Raw genomic sequence first — 17,111 nt, 5'->3', positions numbered from 1 at the left:
AGGCTGGTCAAGTGACGCTATTTGCCCTAGGCGCTGCGGCATCAAGTCGACTTTTGGGGAATTATGGCTAAGGCGCTTCGTATCGGATTGGCTGGGCTCGGCACTGTCGGAACCGGGGTGATCCAGTTAGTCGAAGAAAACCGTGCCTTGATTGCGCGCCGCGCCGGCCGACCCATCGAAATCACCGCTGTCACCGCGCGCGAGCGCTCAAAAGATCGTGGTGTCGATCTTTCAGCTTATCGCTGGGTTGACGATATGGGTGAACTGGCAACGGCTGTCGATGTCGACGTTGTTGTCGAACTGGTGGGCGGTTCAGACGGTCCCGCCCTGACTTTGGCGCGTGAAACCCTCGGCGTCGGGCGCGCGCTTGTCACCGCCAACAAGGCAATGATCGCGCACCACGGTGCCGAACTTGGCGCGTTGGCGGAGGCGAAAAATGCACCGCTGAAATTTGAAGCAGCAGTGGCCGGCGGCATTCCTGTGATTCAGGGGCTGCGCGATGGCGCGGCGGCGAACCGGATTGACCGGGTGTATGGCATTCTCAACGGTACCTGCAATTTCATCCTGTCGGCAATGGAACGCGAAGGGCGCGATTTTGCCGACGTCCTTGCCGATGCGCAGGCAAAGGGCTTTGCCGAGGCTGATCCCAGTTTTGATATTGATGGCGTCGATGCCGCGCACAAGCTCTCCATCCTTGCATCTTTAAGCTTTGGCAGCCGGATCGACTTTGATGGCGTGGATATCCGCGGTATTCGCAAGATCATCGCAGCCGATATCGCCCAGGCCAAAGCGCTGGGTTACCGCATCCGTCTGATCGGGCTGGCTGAGGTTGATGGCGGAAATGGTGAGTTCTCCCTTTTTCAGCGCGTTCAGCCTTGCCTTGTCTCGCTTGACCATCCGCTCGCCAATGTGATGGGCGCGACTAATGCAGTGGTGGCGGAAGGCAATTTTTCGGGGCGGCTTCTCTTTCAGGGCGCCGGCGCGGGCGATCGACCGACGGCGTCGGCGGTCGTTGCTGATCTTGTTGATATTGCGCGCAAGGAAACTGGTCCCGCTTTTTCGGTGCCGACCGCCGAACTTGAAGAGCTGCCCCGCGCCGCTGCCGCGCACCGGATCAACAAGACCTATCTTCGCATGCTCGTTGCCGACCGGCCGGGCGTACTTGCCGAAATCGCCGCCGCAATGCGCGATGCTGGCCTCTCGATCGAAAGCCTGATCCAGCGCGAGGTTGCCGATGGCAGCGCGCTGATCGCGATGGTGACGCACGAGGCCCGCGAACAAGCCATTACAGACACACTCGCGACGCTTGCCGGCTCAGACAGCCTGCAGGGCGAACCGATGGTTATGCACATTTTGGGAGATTGAATGATGACCCACTCCACTAACGCCAGCGGCAACGCTATGGACCGAGTCCTGGTCCTCGAAATGGTTCGCGTTACCGAGGCTGCCGCCATGGCCGCTGCCAGCATGATCGGGCGCGGCGATGAAAAGGCGGCCGACGCCGCTGCGGTCGAAGCAATGCGTGCTGCGCTCAATTCGCTGTATATGGATGGCACTGTCGTTATCGGTGAAGGCGAGCGCGATGAAGCGCCAATGCTCTACATCGGTGAAAAGGTCGGCATGGCTCCGGGCACTGGCCCGAAGATCGACATTGCGCTTGATCCGCTCGAAGGTACCACGATCACCGCCAAGGCCGGCCCCAATGCGCTGGCCGTGCTTGCGGTTGCCGAAGAGGGCAATCTCCTCAACGCCCCCGACGTCTATATGGACAAGATTGCCGTTGGCCCCGGCTATTCGCCAGGCATCATCGACCTCAATAAAAGCCCGAGCGAAAATGTGATGGCGGTCGCAAAGGAAAAGGGCGTCCCGCCGTCAGAGATCATCGTCTGCGTGCTGGATCGCCCGCGCCACGAAAAGATAATTGCAGAGCTGCGTGCGCTCGGCTGCGGCATCATGCTGATTCCCGATGGCGACGTTGCCGGCGTGATCGCAGTGACCAATCCCGACACCACCATCGACCTGTATATGGGTTCAGGTGGTGCGCCGGAGGGTGTGCTGGCGGCAGCTGCGCTGCGCTGTGTCGGCGGCCAGTTCAAGGGGCGGCTGCTGTTCCGTAACGACGATGAACGTCTGCGCGCGCGCAAATGGGGAATCGAAGATCTGGACAAGATTTACGATCTGGAAGAGTTGGCGAAGGGCGACTGCATCTTTGCCGCGACCGGCGTGACCAGCGGCTCTTTGCTCGAAGGCGTGAAGCGCACCCGCGACGGCAAGATCACGACCGAAAGTGTTGTTATGCGCGCTTCATCGGGAACCGTGCGCTGGGTGAAAAGCGAGCATCGGCGCGGCTGATTCCTGCGTTATCGACCAAATTGTGAAGCGACGTCAGAATATCCCCTGAGCCAATCCTTCGGCCATGGCCGTCCCCAATTCGCGCGCTTGCGCAAGTTCCGGTTCGGCTATCGTCTTTGGCGCTAATATTGCTTCGGGCGTCTGCGCAGCGGTGAGAATGATTTGGCTGTTGGCGATTTTGCGTAGCCGCCATCCGGTGGCGATGCGTTCTGCTTGGCGCACGGCATTGGCTCCGTCCGAACCCGCACATATAAGCAGAGCATAAGGGCGCCCCTCAATTCGGCCGAGACAGGGGTAATAGGCGCGGTCGAAAAATGCTTTCATTACGCCGCTGATCGCCGCCAGATTTTCCGGAAAAGCGAAGATATAGCCATCGGCATCGAGCATTGTTTGGCTATCTGCCGCCTCTGCGTGACGCAGGATTACCTCTGCCTCTCCAACTTGATGTGCACCTTGTGCTGCTGCTTGTGCTAGGGCGTGCGACCCACCTGTCATGCTGTGCCAGATAATGGCGAGGCGTTTCACAGCCGCGGGACCGATGCGATCACCGGGTCATGGTTCCAATGGCGCAATGCGCGGATCAGGCCCTCACCCGCAATGCCCAATGAGGCCGTATTGCGCAGCGGATGTACCCAGACGGTCATGGCATTGGCAATTTCATGGTCCAGCACCACGGTTACCGTATCATCGCTATCATTGATCGCGCCGAGTGGCGTCACCGAACCGGGGATAAGGCCCAGAAGACGGAGCAAATCCTCAGCCTTGGCAAAGCTGAGCCGCTTCGAACCCATTGCAGCGGGCAATGCTTTCAGGTCGACCCGGATTTCCGCGGGAACCGTGACAAGCCAGTAACGGCCGTCATTGTCTTTCAGAAAAAGGTTCTTGCTGTGCACGCCGGGAAGCCGGTCATGCAGTGCGCTGCTCTCTTCTACGGTAAATACCGCCTGATGCTCCTCGACTGCATAGCTGCAGCCGAGAAGATCAAGGTCGGCATAGAGTTTGGTTTCTTCGCTCAACGCTGAAAGATCACGGCATGCGGTGCAGTGCGCACAGCTTGTTGCCATCCGGATCGCGCAGATAGGCCAGGTACAGCTTCATACCGCCGCCTTCGCGCACGCCCGGCGGATCTTCGATCGCCGTGCCGCCATTGGCGACGCCGGCTGCGTGCCAAGCATCAGCCTGTTCAGGCGTCATGGCAAAACCGATGGTGCAGCCATTGCCATGCGTGGCGGGTTCGCCGTTTATCGGCGGTGTTACGAGGAACATCGAACCATTGTGCATATAGATGAGGCGACCCTTGGGATCTTCGATCCCGGGATTGCCGCCCATTGTTGCAAAGGTCGCGTCGTAAAATGTCTTTGATCGGGCAATATCATTGCTGCCGACCATCATATGGCTGAACATCTGCTTTCTCTCCTTACTTATCAGAAAACGACAACGCTTCTGATGCTTTCGCCTGCATGCATCAGGTCGAAACCCTTGTTGATTTCATCGAGTGTGAGGACATGGGTGATCATGGGATCGATCTGGATGTGTCCGTCCATGTACATGTCGACGATTTTGGGGACGTCGGTACGGCCTTTGGCGCCGCCAAAGGCGGTGCCGCGCCAGTTGCGTCCGGTGACGAGCTGGAACGGGCGGGTGGCGATTTCCTTGCCGGCTTCGGCAACGCCGATGATGATGCTGGTGCCCCAGCCGCGGTGGCAGCATTCAAGCGCGGTGCGCATCACTTCGGTATTGCCGGTGGCGTCAAAGCTATAATCTGCGCCGCCATCGGTCAGTTCAACGATTTTGGCGACAATATCCTCGCGGCTCATCCCCTTGGTGTTGAGGAAGTGGGTCATGCCGAACTGGCGGCCCCACTCTTCGCGATCGGAGTTGATGTCGATGCCGACAATCATCTTTGCGCCGGCGAGCTTTGCGCCCTGGATCACATTGAGCCCGATGCCGCCAAGGCCGAAGACGACGACATTGTCGCCCGGTTGCACATTGGCGGTCTTGGTGACAGCGCCGACGCCGGTGGTCACACCGCAGCCGATATAGCAGCTCGTCTGGAACGGCGCGTCGGTGCGGATCTTGGCAACGGCAATTTCGGGCAGCACGGTGAAGTTCGAGAAAGTCGAACAGCCCATATAATGGTAGATTGGCTGGCCCTTATAGGAAAAGCGCGTGGTGCCATCAGGCATCAAGCCCTTGCCCTGCGTCGCGCGGATCGCGGTGCACAGGTTGGACTTGCCCGACAGGCAGGTTTTGCACTTGCCGCATTCGGGCGTGTAGAGCGGGATCACATGGTCGCCGGGAACGACACTGGTCACGCCTGCGCCAACCTCGCGCACAATCCCTGCACCTTCATGGCCAAGCACACTCGGGAAGATGCCTTCGCTGTCAAACCCGTCCAGCGTATAGGCGTCGGTGTGGCAAATGCCGGTCGCCTTGATCTCAACCAGCACTTCGCCCGCCTTCGGGCCTTCCAGATCAAGCTCGACAATCTCAAGCGGTTTCTTGGCTTCAAACGCAACAGCAGCGCGGGTCTTCATCGGCGATCCTCTACAAATTGATCGTCAGGCCTTATGGCGCGCAGCCCGATGGCGCAACACCCGAAATCGCGGGTGAGCGTTCAGGTCAGCGCCTCGATTTCGACAAGTTGGAAACGCTCGGCCTTCATGGGCGCGAGGGGCAGCCCGACAGCGGACAGCCAGCCGCCATGATAGTCGGTGCCGCCAACGCGGTAACGACGCCCGACATCGAGCATCGGTAGCTGCAACTGCGGTGCATGTTTCCAGCTTTGCGGTTCCGTGCGGTAAACGAACACCAACAGCCCGTCGCCATCGCCATGTGCCTGCCAGTAAAGTCCATCGCCCGCGTCACCCAACCAGACCTTGCCAAGATGCAGCCGGTCACGATGCGTCTTGTATGTGGCGACCCACTGGGCCAGCTTTTCGCGATCGCCATCGTCCAGCTTGCGGACGTCAAGCTCGACCCCGAAATGGCCGGGCAATGCGACGCCGGCGCGGAAATCCATCGACTGCTTTCGACCTGTTGCATGAGCAGGCGATGCGCCGACATGTGCGCCCATCAGTTCGGGCGGCAGAAATTGCAGATAGCCGCGCTGAATCGACAGGCGACTGACGGCATCGATATTGTCGCTGGTCCAGAAACGATGGGTATGACGGATGATGCCAGCGTCGATCCGTCCCCCGCCAGCGGCGCAGGCCTCTATCTCGACGGATGGAAATGCTTCCCGCAACCGCGCCAACAATGCGTAGGTGCCATGGATTTGTGCGCGAAAGGCCGCCCTATTTCCGGCGGCGATCAATTCGCGGTTATGATCCCATTTCAAATAGCCGATGGGCAAATCGCTTAGCAGTCGGGCGATGCAATCGAACAGATAGTCGCGAACATCTTGGCGACGCATGTCGAGCACCAGCTGGTTGCGGGCCGTGATCTGCGGCCTTCCTGAAATAGCCAGAGCCCATTCGGGATGCGTCCGATAAAGGTCGCTGTCGGGATTGACCATTTCGGGCTCTACCCATAGCCCGAATTCCATGCCCAATTCTGTGACATGGTGGGCCAGCGGCGCCAGGCCTTGCGGGTATTTGCGAGCATCGGCCCACCAATCCCCCAGCGAACTGCGGTCGTTATCGCGGCCATGGAACCAGCCGTCGTCGAGCACGAAACGCTCTATCCCGATCGCTGCGGCATGATTGGCGAGATCCTTTAGCGCCGACTCATCATGATCAAAATAGAAGCCTTCCCAAGTATTGATATGCACGGGTCGCGGGCGCATTGCTCCGCCCGGCCAATCCATCAGGCTGCGGATTGCGCCATGGAAATTCTGTGCGACGCCATTGGCGTCTGGGGCGCAGGTGGCGAGCATTTCTGCGGTCTCGATCGCCTCGCCTGGGGCCAGCCGCACTTCGCCCGGCGCAAATCCCTCACCCATTTGCCATTGATGGCGCCCGTCATCGAGCCACTCGATCATCTGCACATGGTTGCCAGACCAGGCAAGCTGCGCGCCATAGAATGTACCATCGGCGCTGACGGTCGCGCCAGGAAAGCAATCATGCGAGCTTAGCCCGCGTCTGTTTTCGCGCCGCCAGATGCTGCGCGTAAGCGGGTCTGTGACGGCAATAAACTCGCCATTGTGTCGGCCCGAAAAACTGTGCACGGCCTGTGCGCCGCAGGGCAGCGGTAGCACGCCCGAGGCGAGCCATTGCACATCGAGCGTTTCCGTGCCGCGATTCTCAAGGCGCGAAGATAGGGTCAGCACATCGCTTTGCGGATCAAGCGTGATCCGTATTTCGACTTGGAGTGCGGCTACAGTATCGATCAATTTTATCGTGGCGCAATGGCCGTCGCATTCCACTTCGACGGTATTTGCCTGAAAGCTCCAATCACGCCCTGCGCGATGCGCCAAAAGGGCAGGGGCGCCGAACCACCCAATGCCTGCTCCCGGAAATACCGACAAGGGTTGGTCAAACGCGGCGGAGAAGGTGGGTTCGGGCCGGGTGCTCCGCAGCGGGGTTGCCGGCGTCGCTCCATCTGCCAACCTCGCCCCCCAATAGCGCCAGAGCGGTGCCTCTCCGGCAATATGTTCCAGAACCACCGTAGTCGTTCGGCCGTTCAGGATGATCCACTGGTTATCGGGCAATCGCCTGTTCCCCTTAAAACGGCGACGGGGCGCGCATTGCGCAGCCCCATATAGTGGCGGAGACGGAGGGATTCGAACCCTCGATGAGCTTTTGACCCATACTCACTTTCCAGGCGAGCGCCTTCGACCACTCGGCCACGTCTCCGCGCTCTGGAAGCCGAAGCCCCTATAGGGCCAAAGCCGCTTTCGCAAGCGCCGATGATGGGGCATAAGCCGGTGATGATCAAAAAGCCGTTCCTGTTCACCTGCGCCGCGATGCTCGCTGCGCTTCCGCTCTCTGCCCAAGTGCCCGCGCAGCCCGAATTTCCGGCACCGTCGGAAATCGTCGCCAAGGCAAATGTCACGGAATGGGCGGCAATCGCGCCGTCTGACCTGTTGGTGATGGATCTGGCGTCGCTGAACGGCAAAGTCCGCCGCGTGGTGATCCAGTTGGTCCCCGCGCCGTTCAGTCAGGCCTGGGTCGGCAATATCCGCAAGCTTGCCGCCGCCAAATGGTGGGATGGCACCAGCATCAACCGCGTGCAGGACAATTATGTCGCGCAATGGGGCGATGCGACCGAGAAAAAAGCGCTGCCGGAGGGTTTGGCGACTGTGCCGGAGAGTGAGTATGTAACAGAAGATTTTGTCGGCAGGCCATTTTACTCGCTTGAAGGCAGTTGGCGTGACTCTTATTCACATGACACGGGTTTTTATCGTGGCTGGCCGATCGCATTCGGCAAGGAAGGTTATTGGCCTGTCCACTGCTACGGCATGGTCGGCGTCGGTCGCAACCTGTCGCCCGATACCGGAACCGGGGCGGAGCTTTACACCGTTATCGGTCATGCGCCGCGCCACCTCGACCGTAACATCGCGCTTGTTGGGCGGGTGATTGAGGGGATCGAGCATCTGTCCAGCCTGCCGCGCGGTACCGGAGCGTTGGGTTTCTACGAGAAGGAAGAAGAGCGGGTACCGATCCTTTCGGTGCGGCTGGGCAACGAAATCGAGGGCCTGCCGGCTTATGAATATCTCTCCACTGAGAATGCAAGTTTCTCGGCCTATGCCGATGCCCGTGCCAACCGGCGCGACGCCTTTTTCATCAAGCCGGCCGGCGGGGCAGATATCTGCAATATCCCGGTGCCAGTGCGACGGAAGGCAGGATAAGACTGTCAATAAAGTGGCGGACCGGACTTGACTGAAACGCTCACCTTCACCGCTCCAATATGGCTTTGGAGCGGCGGCGCGTCGGCCACCCAATGGCACTTCGTGACGATCGAAGCCGAGGCCGCTGAGGCGCTTCAGGCGACAGCCTTGATGCGGCGTCTGGAAAGCGGGCGCAGGCGCGGTTGGGGCGCGATCAAGGTGCGTGTCACCATCGGTGACACCCATTGGGATACGTCGGTATTCCCGCAAAAAAGCGGGGCCGAATGGCTGTTGCCGATTAAGGCAGCGGTGCGAAAGGCCGAAGGGCTGGCCCCCGGCGACAGCGCTACCATGACACTCTGCTTTTGAGGGCTCAGCCTTGGCGCGCGTCGTGGTCGGTGAAAACGGCGAACAGCATCACCAGCATGAACGCAGCGACCATACCGCTGAACAAGGCCACGGGAAGAATTGAGAAATCGGACATGTCTGCCTCCTGATTGTGTAACAGTGCAGTCCTTGTGCGGCAGCAACGCCGGCTTTTCCTTGATATCGATCAATTTCCGTCACTCTTTTACAGTTAGGAATTTGGTGACCTTCCCTCGATAATCTCTGCGCTTCAAATGGCGCAGGCACAGGAGTTGCTTATGCAGGAAATTGGCGAAGACAATCGGTGCGGTGTCCGCCGCAGCGGTGTAGAGCGGCGGCAGGACGCCGCGGCCAACTTTGACGGCGCAGAAAAACGCTCAGGGGTCGAACGCCGTTCGGGCAAGGAACGGCGTAAGGAGCCGCGCCGCCGCCTCTCCTGAAGCGCTTGCGCGAAAGTGCAAAGCTGTCAGAGGTGGCACCATGTCGTTGCAGTGCCATCTCGATAGTCGTTCGGCCGCTATTGCGGCTGCATTCAACGCTGATTCCGGGCCCGATCCATGGGAAGGCGGCGCGCTGATCGAGCAGCGCTTCGGCCCTGTCGTGGTGCGTTCAGGTTCCAGCGGACGCCGCTTCATCCGGCCGATGCATTGGGGCTATCCGGCGGCCGGCCAATCGACCGAACTCACCCCGCCGGGCGGTTTGCGCTGGGTGTTCCATGTGCGCAATTTCGACAGCCCCTTTTGGATCGGCAATTTGCGTCATGCGGGGCTGCGCTGCCTCATTCCGATGACATCGTTCCATTATCGCTCGCGCCGCCACGGCGCGCCGATGCTCAACTGCACGCTGCCCGACCGTCCGATCTTTGCCGTTGCTGGAATCTGGCGTGACCTGACCGACATGCCGGTGTTCGCGATGCTGGTGACCGAACCGTCATCGGCGCTGATCCCGGTGGAAGGGGGCAAAGCGCCGGTGAGCATGCCGGCAATCTTGCCCGCAGGCAGTGAAGAGCGCTGGCTTTGTGCGGACTGGAAAGAGGCGCAGCAGTTGATCCGGCCGATCGCAGGCACGGAACTTGCTGTCGAGGAGCTGTCCGGCGCAGGTCCGGACTTTCGCTCGCCAAGCCGCTAAGCTTTCGCCATAGCGCCTTGCCATGTGTGTTGTCGCCATCGCCCTTGATTGCCACCCGGATTGGAAGCTGGTGCTCGCCGCCAATCGCGATGAATTCCATGCGCGGCCCGCAGCGCCGCTAGATCGCTGGACGGACGCACCGCATGTGCTGGCCGGGCGTGATCTGCAGGCGGGCGGCGGCTGGCTGGGCATTAGTGAGGCTGGCCGCCTTGCCGTGGTGACCAATATTCGCGATCCCGACGGCCCCGATCCTGAAAAGCGGTCGCGCGGTGCGCTGGTGGGCGAATGGCTGATCGATGGCATTATGCCGGAAGGGGATGGGCTGGCGCATTATAATCCCTTCAATCTCCTCCTCCACGGGCCGGATGGCACGCTGCTCTTGTCGAACCGGCCGGAGCCGCAATGCACGCCATTGTCGCCCGGCATCCACGGTCTTTCGAACGGCCATCCTGCTGAGCCCTGGCCGCGGCGGACGGCGGCCGAGCGCGCGCTGGCCGATTGGATTGCTGCCGGTGAAGGCGAAGACGCACTTTTCGCTATGCTGCGTGACGAGCAGCTGCGCGATGATTTGGGTGCGCCGATCTTCATCAACGCGCCGGTTTATGGCACGAGGTGCAGCACCTTGGTGCTGGTCGACGGCGCGGGGCGCGGCCGCATTATCGAGCGCCGCTTTGATGCCGGCGCCGCGGTTTCGGGAACGAACCGCTTCGCCTTTTCCTGGCCCGGCTAGGCAGCCCCGCCCGCGGCTGTGAAGGCCAGCCGCTGCATTTCCCTCCATAACCGCGCGGATTTGGCCCCGCCCTGTTCGAAACGGACCCGTCCCTTTTTGGCAGGCGGTTGACCTGCCTTTACCATCGGCATAGCAGGTCGGCACCGTCGGTTATCCAGCCGGCGTTATTGCCGCCCCTACGCGGCAAGGGTGGTGGAAATTGAACCGAATAACGCGCTTTTTGCGGGCGCGGCGTGCGACCTTGCGCGCGCCGTACCGCTTTATCCCAAGCTATGTCATTGCGGCAATCGCGGCCGCGATCCTCGCGCCGTTAAGTATCGGCGCCATGGGGGAAGCCCCCGCCATGGCCCGTGGCGCCGTCGCCAAAGATCGGGAAAGCGCGCGCTTCACCCTGTGCGCATCGGGCCCGCGCACCAATTGCGTCGTCGATGGGGATACGATCTATTATCGCGGCACCAAGATCCGCATCGCCGATATCGACACGCCCGAGGTCAGCCAGCCGCGCTGCCCGGCAGAGGCACAATTGGGCGCACAGGCGACCCGCCGGCTGCACGCGCTGGTCAATAATGGTCCGTTCAGCCTGGCCCGCATCGACCGCGATGAAGACCGGTTCGGCCGCAAGCTGCGCATATTGACGCGCGGCGGGCAAAGCCTGGGCGGGGTGCTGGTCAATGAAGGGCTGGCCCGTTGGTATCAAGGCGGTCGCCGCCCCTGGTGCTGATCGGGGAAGGGGCCTTGCGGTCAGGCGCCGCGCACGCCCCGCACCGCCTCCATGGGCAGCGGGCCATAGATATGGGGGAAAAGCGCACCGCCGCGCGAAACCTCCCACTTCACGCTTTCGCTCAGCGCGGCCAGATCAACCTCGGCAATAACCAGATCGCTTTGTCCGGCAAAATGCTTGTCCAACGTGCCCTGCAACTGGTCGGCGGCGGACAAATGGATGTAGCCATCGTCCAGATCGACCGGCGCGCCGTGAAACACCCCATGGCGGCGAAAATGCGCCCATTGGGACGCAGTCAGGATTTTATAGGCGGTAGTGGGGTGAGGCATATCGGTCATGGCTTGGGCGCCTTTGCCTTGGCCTTGTGCGCGGCGATATCAGCGTCGATCTGCGCGATCCGCACCCGTTCGGGCGAATCCTTGGGCAGCCCCTTTAGCCGGGCGGTCGCCCACAGGCTGCGGCGTTCGGATTCCAGTGCTTTGAGGTAAAGATCGGCCATGCCCGCCGACCTAGCCGGTTATGGCGGTGGGGGATAGCCCTCCGTCCTATTTACGCGGCATCTTTGGATTCGATTTAATCCGGCACCAATGCACAATCGTGAAATATATATCCACGTTCGATGCGGTTCGCTCGATTATTCGTTCCCGAAACAGTTAATGAATAGTATCGCTCAATCTTTCTCTGATCAAAATTCTTGTGCTTTTCGATGCCATCAAGCTCGAGAGCTGCTTGATCATGAGAAGATCTTTTTTGGTCATCAACAAAAATATAAAAAGATTCAATAAGAGATTTAGAATTTTTTTGATCAAGCTTCTTCTTTTCTTTAAATAATACTCGATGAGTCTCAACAATTAATGTAAAAAGATCTGCTATCTGCCATGCTCGACTAGAATATGATAGCGATAGATCGTCGATGAATCCAATAGTTGACTGCAATTCATATTGTACTTTTGATTTAGATTCAAATGTATCATTAAATCTTATAAGAAACTCTTCAATTCTATCGTCTCTATTAAAATAGTCGCTAATAATTGTAATAATTATTGTAAGAATAAAATTTATATCTTGCATTCTCTTAATTTCATTGATCCGAAATACTCCTCTATCGTCCCAAAATTTTAACGAAGAAATATCTTCTGCAAGATCTTTCAATTCATTGTCATATCTAGCATTAGAAATTTCAATTGCATTAAGGGAGTATGATGTTGAATTAATTCTTTCAAATATTTCAACTACTTCTTTTGCTTCTAGATTTCCTAGATCTCTAACAACGACTTTGTATTCTAAGAAATCTTTCTTTTTTTCCACGCTGAGATCGGCATATCTCGGAATAGATGGCGGCAGTTCTAAATTTGGACTGTCACTAAAGTACTCATATATTGTGGTTATCCTTTGTTGACCATCGACCAACATCGAGTAGCCTTTTCCAGTTTCAACATCGACATTGCCGGCAGCGATGTAAATTTCTGGAAAGGGTAGCCCATTCAAAATTGTATTTATGAATTCTGCTTTATGCTTTTGAGCCCACACCAAACGCCGTTGAAACTTAGGGTTTGGAATGAGTCGTTTTTCCTCCAAATCAGAGATCAACTCTCTAACCCTTTTGTTAGTAGCCGTTGTGTCCATCATTCTGCTCCCGTAAATGACCGCCGCACACCGTTCTCCTGATACGCCTCAAGAAATCCGATGTTGTAGTAAATACCGGCCCTTACGGGATATGGGCCACCTAACCGCCGGGCTTGCAAATCGGAGAAAAAATCGAACCAATCATTTCGCAGTTGGAGCATTGGGAGCTTGTCTGGACGTATCCAGCCACTGAATAGATATTTGCGGGCATCCGGCAACTCCGGCCACTCGATCATACGTTTTTTGGCGCGGTACATTTCGAGCCAGTATACTTCGAAGAGCTTTGCACTTACAATTGCAACATCAATGTCAGAGCTATCATCGAATGGCTTCAGCGCTTTGAGAGGAGACACCGAATACCCAAGTTTTGCGGAGCCGACTACAATAACGTCATTGCTGTGAATTGAAAATTGAGTGGCAATTTCATCTCTTAAGTTGATGTGCTGTGCAGAATCCAAGGCGCGACATTCGCCGGAAAGGACCCGTTCCCGAAGGAACTTGTCAAGTGAGGTTTGCGCTATGAATCCGCGATCTGCGTTGATTAGTACATCGACCTTTGAGGTCACTCCGCCGCAACCCCCGCAGCCGCGAACATATCGGCTTCGTCGCTCGCAGCTTCGGCCGCGCCATCATTGGCGACCTTTTTCTTGCGCTGGTCAAAGCTGTCCCAAACTTCGCTGCAATTGGCGCGGGTTGGCGCCTTGGAATATGTCATCCCGTATTGCGCCACATCAATGCGACGTAAAAAGTCCGCCGGAACATCGGTCATAAAAGAAAAACCCCAACCAATACGCCACCACATGGAAGGCGTATCAGTTAGGGCTTCTAAACTATAGTAAATTTAAGCGGTAATTACTCCGCCGCAACTCCGGCGGCCGCGAACATATCAGCTTCGACGGTGGTTTCGGCCGCGCCATCATTGGCGACCTTTTTCTTGCGCCGGTCAAAGCTATCCCACACTTCGCCCCAATTGCCGCGGGTCGATGCCTTTGAATATTCGGTCGCGCGGGTTTCGAAGAAGTTGGCATGCTCCACACCGTTCAACAGCGGGGCGAGCCAGGGCAGCGGATGGTCTTCGACCATATAGATGGGCTGCAGGCCCAGCTGGCCGAGACGCCAGTCGGCGATGTAGCGGATGTAGCGCTTGATTTCCTTCGCCGTCATGCCGGGCACGGGGCCCATTTCAAAGGCAAGATCGATAAAGCTGTCTTCCAGGCGCACGACCTTTTGGCAGCAATCGATAATATCATCCTTCACCGCCTTGGTCAGGCAGTCACGTTCCTTCGTAAAGGCGTGGAACAGCTTGGTAATGCCTTCGCAGTGCAGCGATTCATCGCGCACCGACCAGCTGACGATCTGCCCCATGCCCTTCATCTTGTTGAAGCGCGGGAAGTTCATCAGCATGGCAAAGCTGGCGAACAGCTGCACGCCTTCGGTAAAGCCGCCGAACATTGCCAGCGTGCGGGCGATATCTTCATCATTATCGACGCCGAACTGGTGCATATAATTGCACTTTTCCGCCATTTCCTCATATTCGAGGAAGGCCGAATATTCGCTTTCGGGCATGCCGATGGTGTCGAGCAAATGGCTGTACGCCGCGATATGCACCGTTTCCATGTTGGAAAATGCGGTCAGCATCATCTTGATTTCGGTTGGCTTGAACACGCGGCCATATTTGTCGTGATAGCAATCCTGCACCTCGACATCGGCCTGAGTGAAGAAGCGGAAGATCTGCGTCAGCAGGTTACGCTCATGCTCACTGATCTTTTGCGCCCAGTCACGGCAATCCTCGCCCAAGGGCACTTCCTCGGGCAGCCAGTGAATCTGCTGCTGACGTTTCCAGAAGTCATAGGCCCAGGGATATTCAAAGGGCTTATAGCTTTTGCGGGCTTCTAGAAGGGACATGTACGTTTCCTTGGTTCAAACTGTTTACCTCTCCCGATGGGGAGAGGAGGTAATCTCACTGGCAGGCCAGGCATTCCTCATAATCGGTCTGTTCACCGGCGCTGAGTTCGATCTTGGGTGCATCGGCGGTATTGTCCGCCTCCACCCCGCCGGCAAAGCCTGCGCGCTGGATCGATTTCGACCGGAGATAATAGAGCGACTTGATGCCCAATTCCCATGCGCGGAAGTGGAGCATCAAAAGATCCCACTTTTCCACGTCTGCCGGGATGAACAGGTTCAGCGACTGCGCCTGATCGATATAGGGCGCGCGGTCACCGGCCAGTTCGAGCAGCCAGCGCTGGTCAATTTCAAAGCTGGTCTTGAACGTGTCCTTTTCCTCAGGGCTGAGGAAATCGAGATGCTGCACCGAACCGCCCTTTTCGAGGATGGTGTTCCAGACATTGGTCGAATCCTTCGACTTTCCTGCAAGGATCTTTTCCAGATAGGGGTTTTTGACGATGAAGCTGCCCGACAGCGTCTTGTGAGTATAGATGTTCGCCGGGATCGGTTCGATGCACGCGCTGGTGCCGCCGCAGATGATGCTGATCGACGCGGTCGGCGCGATTGCCATCTTGCAGCTGAAGCGTTCCATCACGCCGCGTTCTTCGGCATCGGGGCAGGCGCCGCGTTCGGTGGCGAGCACCATCGACGCCTGATCGGCCTGTGCGCGGATATGCTTGAAGATCTTCATGTTCCACGATTTTGCCATCGCGCTTTCAAAGCCGAGGCCGCGCAATTGCAGGAAGCTGTGGAAGCCCATGACGCCAAGGCCAACCGAACGTTCGCGGCCGGCGCTATATTTGGCGCGGCTCATCTCGTCGGGTGCGCGGTCGATAAAGTCCTGAAGGACATTGTCGAGCATGCGCATCACGTCTTCGATGAACATCTTGTCGCCATTCCACTCATCCCATGTTTCGAGATTGAGCGAAGAGAGGCAGCACACAGCGGTGCGATCGCCGCCCAGATGGTCGCGACCCGTGGGCAGGGTGATTTCGGCGCACAGATTTGACGTCGATACTTTCAGGCCCAGCTCTTGATGGTGCTTGGGCATCGACTTGTTCACGGTGTCGCTGAAGATGATATAGGGCTCACCCGTGGCAAGGCGGGTCTCAACCAGTTTCTGGAAGAGGCTGCGCGCATCGACCGATCCACGCACGCTGCCGTCCTTGGGGCTAACGAGATTGAACTCGCTACCTTCGCGCACGGCTTCCATGAAGTCATCCGAAACGAGCACGCCATGGTGCAGGTTCAGCGCCTTGCGGTTGAAGTCTCCCGAAGGTTTGCGGATTTCCAGGAACTCTTCAATCTCCGGATGGCTGATGTCGAGATAGCAGGCGGCCGAACCACGGCGCAGCGAGCCCTGCGAAATTGCCAGCGTCAGGCTGTCCATCACGCGGACAAAGGGGATGATGCCGCTGGTCTTGCCGTTGAGGCCTACAGGTTCGCCGATGCCGCGCACGCTGCCCCAATAGGTGCCGATGCCGCCGCCGCGCGATGCCAGCCAGACATTCTCGTTCCAGGTATTGACGATGCCTTCCAGGCTGTCGTCGACGCTGTTCAGGTAACAGCTGATCGGCAGGCCGCGTCCGGTGCCGCCATTTGACAGCACGGGGGTGGCGGGCATGAACCACAATTTGGAGATATAGTCGTACAGGCGCTGGGCATGATCCTGATCGTCGGCAAAGGCGTCAGCAACGCGTGCGAACAGATCCTGATAATTTTCGCCAGGAAGCAGATAGCGGTCCTTCAGCGTTTCCTTGCCGAATTCGGTCAGCAGTTCGTCACGCGATGTATCGGTAACGACATTGAATCGACGCGCGGCGACCGATTTGGAATCGGTACCAGCCTTCGCCTTGGCCTGCGCCTCTGCGACTTCCTTTTCGGGCGTTGCCTTGCTTGCTGCCTGCGGGGTTTCAGTCTTGGTCATTTCTGCTTCGAGCATATCCGTCATATCGTTTTTTCCGGCTTCCTGTGCCAAATCCCTGAAATCCATGTGACTCTTTGCTCCCTTGCTGGTGCCGGCTGCCACCCCTTTCGGCTGCCGACCCCTGATTCCTGAACAGCATAGGCATGTTCGCCTATTGTTCGACTCGAGAGGCAAGCGCCCCTCTTAGCATTTCGCGCTGTCCGCGGGGGAAAAAATTCACGCCTCCGCTCCTTTATTTTGAGCAGAAAACACCCTCCGCAGAATCACCTCCTGCGGGATGAGACACAAATTGTAGGTATGCCCCCTACGGCCAACCGCTATCTATAGTGCCTCAACCGTTTTCAGACGCAAGAGGGTAAATGGTTAATTAACGACTCAGTTCGTCGCTTGCGAGATTCCATTCGTCGCAGCCTCTGCCCTTGCCCGATCAGCGACGCGTGGACTTTCTAGGGCTTGATTGGGACGCAAGCATTTTTGTGGGTGAAGGCAGAAAATTTTTATCCACGATAAAAAATGGATGGGGATAATCAGGCTGCCTACTTGACGC

General features: G+C 57.8%; 20 protein-coding genes and 1 tRNA gene. 8 read left to right on the top strand and 13 right to left on the bottom strand.

Annotated elements, in window-relative coordinates; genetic code table 11:
- The first annotated feature begins 63 nt into the window (after window positions 1–63).
- Both RSE16_00650 and glpX read left to right on the top strand, forming a co-directional pair.
- On the top strand, window positions 64–1,365 hold the full coding sequence (locus RSE16_00650) for a homoserine dehydrogenase (GenBank protein ID WRH76019.1): 1,302 nt from the start codon (window positions 64–66) through the stop codon (window positions 1,363–1,365).
- Window positions 1,366–1,401: 36 nt separating this feature from the next.
- Window positions 1,402–2,352: a class II fructose-bisphosphatase gene (gene glpX, locus RSE16_00645; protein WRH76018.1), complete on the top strand. Its 951-nt coding sequence runs from the start codon at window positions 1,402–1,404 to the stop codon at window positions 2,350–2,352.
- A gap of 33 nt (window positions 2,353–2,385) precedes the next feature.
- Here the strand turns inward: glpX and RSE16_00640 are convergent, their stop codons facing one another.
- The 6 genes from RSE16_00640 to RSE16_00615 all read right to left on the bottom strand — a co-directional run bounded on the left by RSE16_00640 (window position 2,386) and on the right by RSE16_00615 (window position 7,148).
- Window positions 2,386–2,847: an NAD(P)H-dependent oxidoreductase gene (locus tag RSE16_00640; protein WRH76017.1), complete on the bottom strand. Its 462-nt coding sequence runs from the start codon at window positions 2,845–2,847 to the stop codon at window positions 2,386–2,388.
- 26 nt (window positions 2,848–2,873) lie between these two features.
- Window positions 2,874–3,368: a prolyl-tRNA synthetase associated domain-containing protein gene (locus RSE16_00635; protein ID WRH76016.1), complete on the bottom strand. Its 495-nt coding sequence runs from the start codon at window positions 3,366–3,368 to the stop codon at window positions 2,874–2,876.
- Between the two features lie 10 nt (window positions 3,369–3,378).
- Window positions 3,379–3,756: a VOC family protein gene (locus RSE16_00630; GenBank protein ID WRH76015.1), complete on the bottom strand. Its 378-nt coding sequence runs from the start codon at window positions 3,754–3,756 to the stop codon at window positions 3,379–3,381.
- A gap of 20 nt (window positions 3,757–3,776) precedes the next feature.
- A complete protein-coding gene (locus tag RSE16_00625) occupies window positions 3,777–4,889 on the bottom strand; it encodes an S-(hydroxymethyl)glutathione dehydrogenase/class III alcohol dehydrogenase (GenBank protein ID WRH76014.1) in 1,113 nt (370 codons plus the stop codon).
- Window positions 4,890–4,969: 80 nt separating this feature from the next.
- Entirely contained in the window at window positions 4,970–7,003 is a 2,034-nt protein-coding gene (locus RSE16_00620; protein WRH76013.1) for an alpha-galactosidase, read from the bottom strand.
- A 54-nt stretch (window positions 7,004–7,057) separates the two neighbouring features.
- Window positions 7,058–7,148, bottom strand: a tRNA-Ser gene (locus RSE16_00615).
- A gap of 110 nt (window positions 7,149–7,258) precedes the next feature.
- Between RSE16_00615 and RSE16_00610 the strand changes: the two genes are divergently transcribed.
- The 6 genes from RSE16_00610 to RSE16_00585 all read left to right on the top strand — a co-directional run bounded on the left by RSE16_00610 (window position 7,259) and on the right by RSE16_00585 (window position 11,067).
- Window positions 7,259–8,143 (top strand): peptidylprolyl isomerase, encoded by an 885-nt coding sequence (locus RSE16_00610; protein WRH77381.1) that lies wholly within the window; start codon window positions 7,259–7,261, stop codon window positions 8,141–8,143.
- A gap of 27 nt (window positions 8,144–8,170) precedes the next feature.
- On the top strand, window positions 8,171–8,491 hold the full coding sequence (locus RSE16_00605) for a DUF1905 domain-containing protein (GenBank protein WRH76012.1): 321 nt from the start codon (window positions 8,171–8,173) through the stop codon (window positions 8,489–8,491).
- A gap of 275 nt (window positions 8,492–8,766) precedes the next feature.
- A complete protein-coding gene (locus RSE16_00600) occupies window positions 8,767–8,928 on the top strand; it encodes a hypothetical protein (protein ID WRH76011.1) in 162 nt (53 codons plus the stop codon).
- Between the two features lie 40 nt (window positions 8,929–8,968).
- Window positions 8,969–9,616 carry a hypothetical protein gene (locus RSE16_00595; protein ID WRH76010.1) on the top strand — a complete coding sequence of 216 codons (648 nt, stop codon included), beginning with the start codon at window positions 8,969–8,971 and terminating at the stop codon, window positions 9,614–9,616.
- A 22-nt stretch (window positions 9,617–9,638) separates the two neighbouring features.
- On the top strand, window positions 9,639–10,346 hold the full coding sequence (locus RSE16_00590; GenBank protein ID WRH76009.1) for an NRDE family protein: 708 nt from the start codon (window positions 9,639–9,641) through the stop codon (window positions 10,344–10,346).
- A 199-nt stretch (window positions 10,347–10,545) separates the two neighbouring features.
- A complete protein-coding gene (locus RSE16_00585; GenBank protein WRH76008.1) occupies window positions 10,546–11,067 on the top strand; it encodes a thermonuclease family protein in 522 nt (173 codons plus the stop codon).
- Window positions 11,068–11,087: 20 nt separating this feature from the next.
- Here the strand turns inward: RSE16_00585 and RSE16_00580 are convergent, their stop codons facing one another.
- From RSE16_00580 to RSE16_00550, 7 genes are all read right to left on the bottom strand, one after another.
- Window positions 11,088–11,405 carry a DUF952 domain-containing protein gene (locus RSE16_00580; GenBank protein ID WRH76007.1) on the bottom strand — a complete coding sequence of 106 codons (318 nt, stop codon included), beginning with the start codon at window positions 11,403–11,405 and terminating at the stop codon, window positions 11,088–11,090.
- Complete coding sequence (locus RSE16_00575; GenBank protein ID WRH76006.1) at window positions 11,402–11,566, bottom strand: hypothetical protein; 165 nt, start codon at window positions 11,564–11,566, stop codon at window positions 11,402–11,404. The genes RSE16_00580 and RSE16_00575 overlap by 4 nt, the downstream gene beginning before the upstream one ends.
- Window positions 11,567–11,640: 74 nt before the next feature.
- Entirely contained in the window at window positions 11,641–12,696 is a 1,056-nt protein-coding gene (locus RSE16_00570; protein ID WRH76005.1) for a DUF262 domain-containing protein, read from the bottom strand.
- Entirely contained in the window at window positions 12,693–13,259 is a 567-nt protein-coding gene (locus RSE16_00565; GenBank protein ID WRH76004.1) for a hypothetical protein, read from the bottom strand. Before RSE16_00565 ends, RSE16_00570 begins: the two co-directional genes overlap by 4 nt.
- Complete coding sequence (locus RSE16_00560; GenBank protein WRH76003.1) at window positions 13,256–13,408, bottom strand: hypothetical protein; 153 nt, start codon at window positions 13,406–13,408, stop codon at window positions 13,256–13,258. Before RSE16_00560 ends, RSE16_00565 begins: the two co-directional genes overlap by 4 nt.
- A 137-nt stretch (window positions 13,409–13,545) precedes the next feature.
- On the bottom strand, window positions 13,546–14,598 hold the full coding sequence (locus RSE16_00555) for a ribonucleotide-diphosphate reductase subunit beta (GenBank protein ID WRH76002.1): 1,053 nt from the start codon (window positions 14,596–14,598) through the stop codon (window positions 13,546–13,548).
- Window positions 14,599–14,653: 55 nt separating this feature from the next.
- Window positions 14,654–16,630: a ribonucleoside-diphosphate reductase subunit alpha gene (locus RSE16_00550; protein WRH76001.1), complete on the bottom strand. Its 1,977-nt coding sequence runs from the start codon at window positions 16,628–16,630 to the stop codon at window positions 14,654–14,656.
- Window positions 16,631–17,111: the final 481 nt, after the last annotated feature.

Origin of the sequence: Sphingobium sp. (assembly GCA_035196065.1) — a bacterium.
In the GTDB taxonomy this organism is placed as follows: domain Bacteria; phylum Pseudomonadota; class Alphaproteobacteria; order Sphingomonadales; family Sphingomonadaceae; genus Sphingorhabdus_B; species Sphingorhabdus_B rara.
Note: the sequence above shows the minus strand (reverse complement) of the source record. Positions and strands in the feature narration are given on the sequence as shown.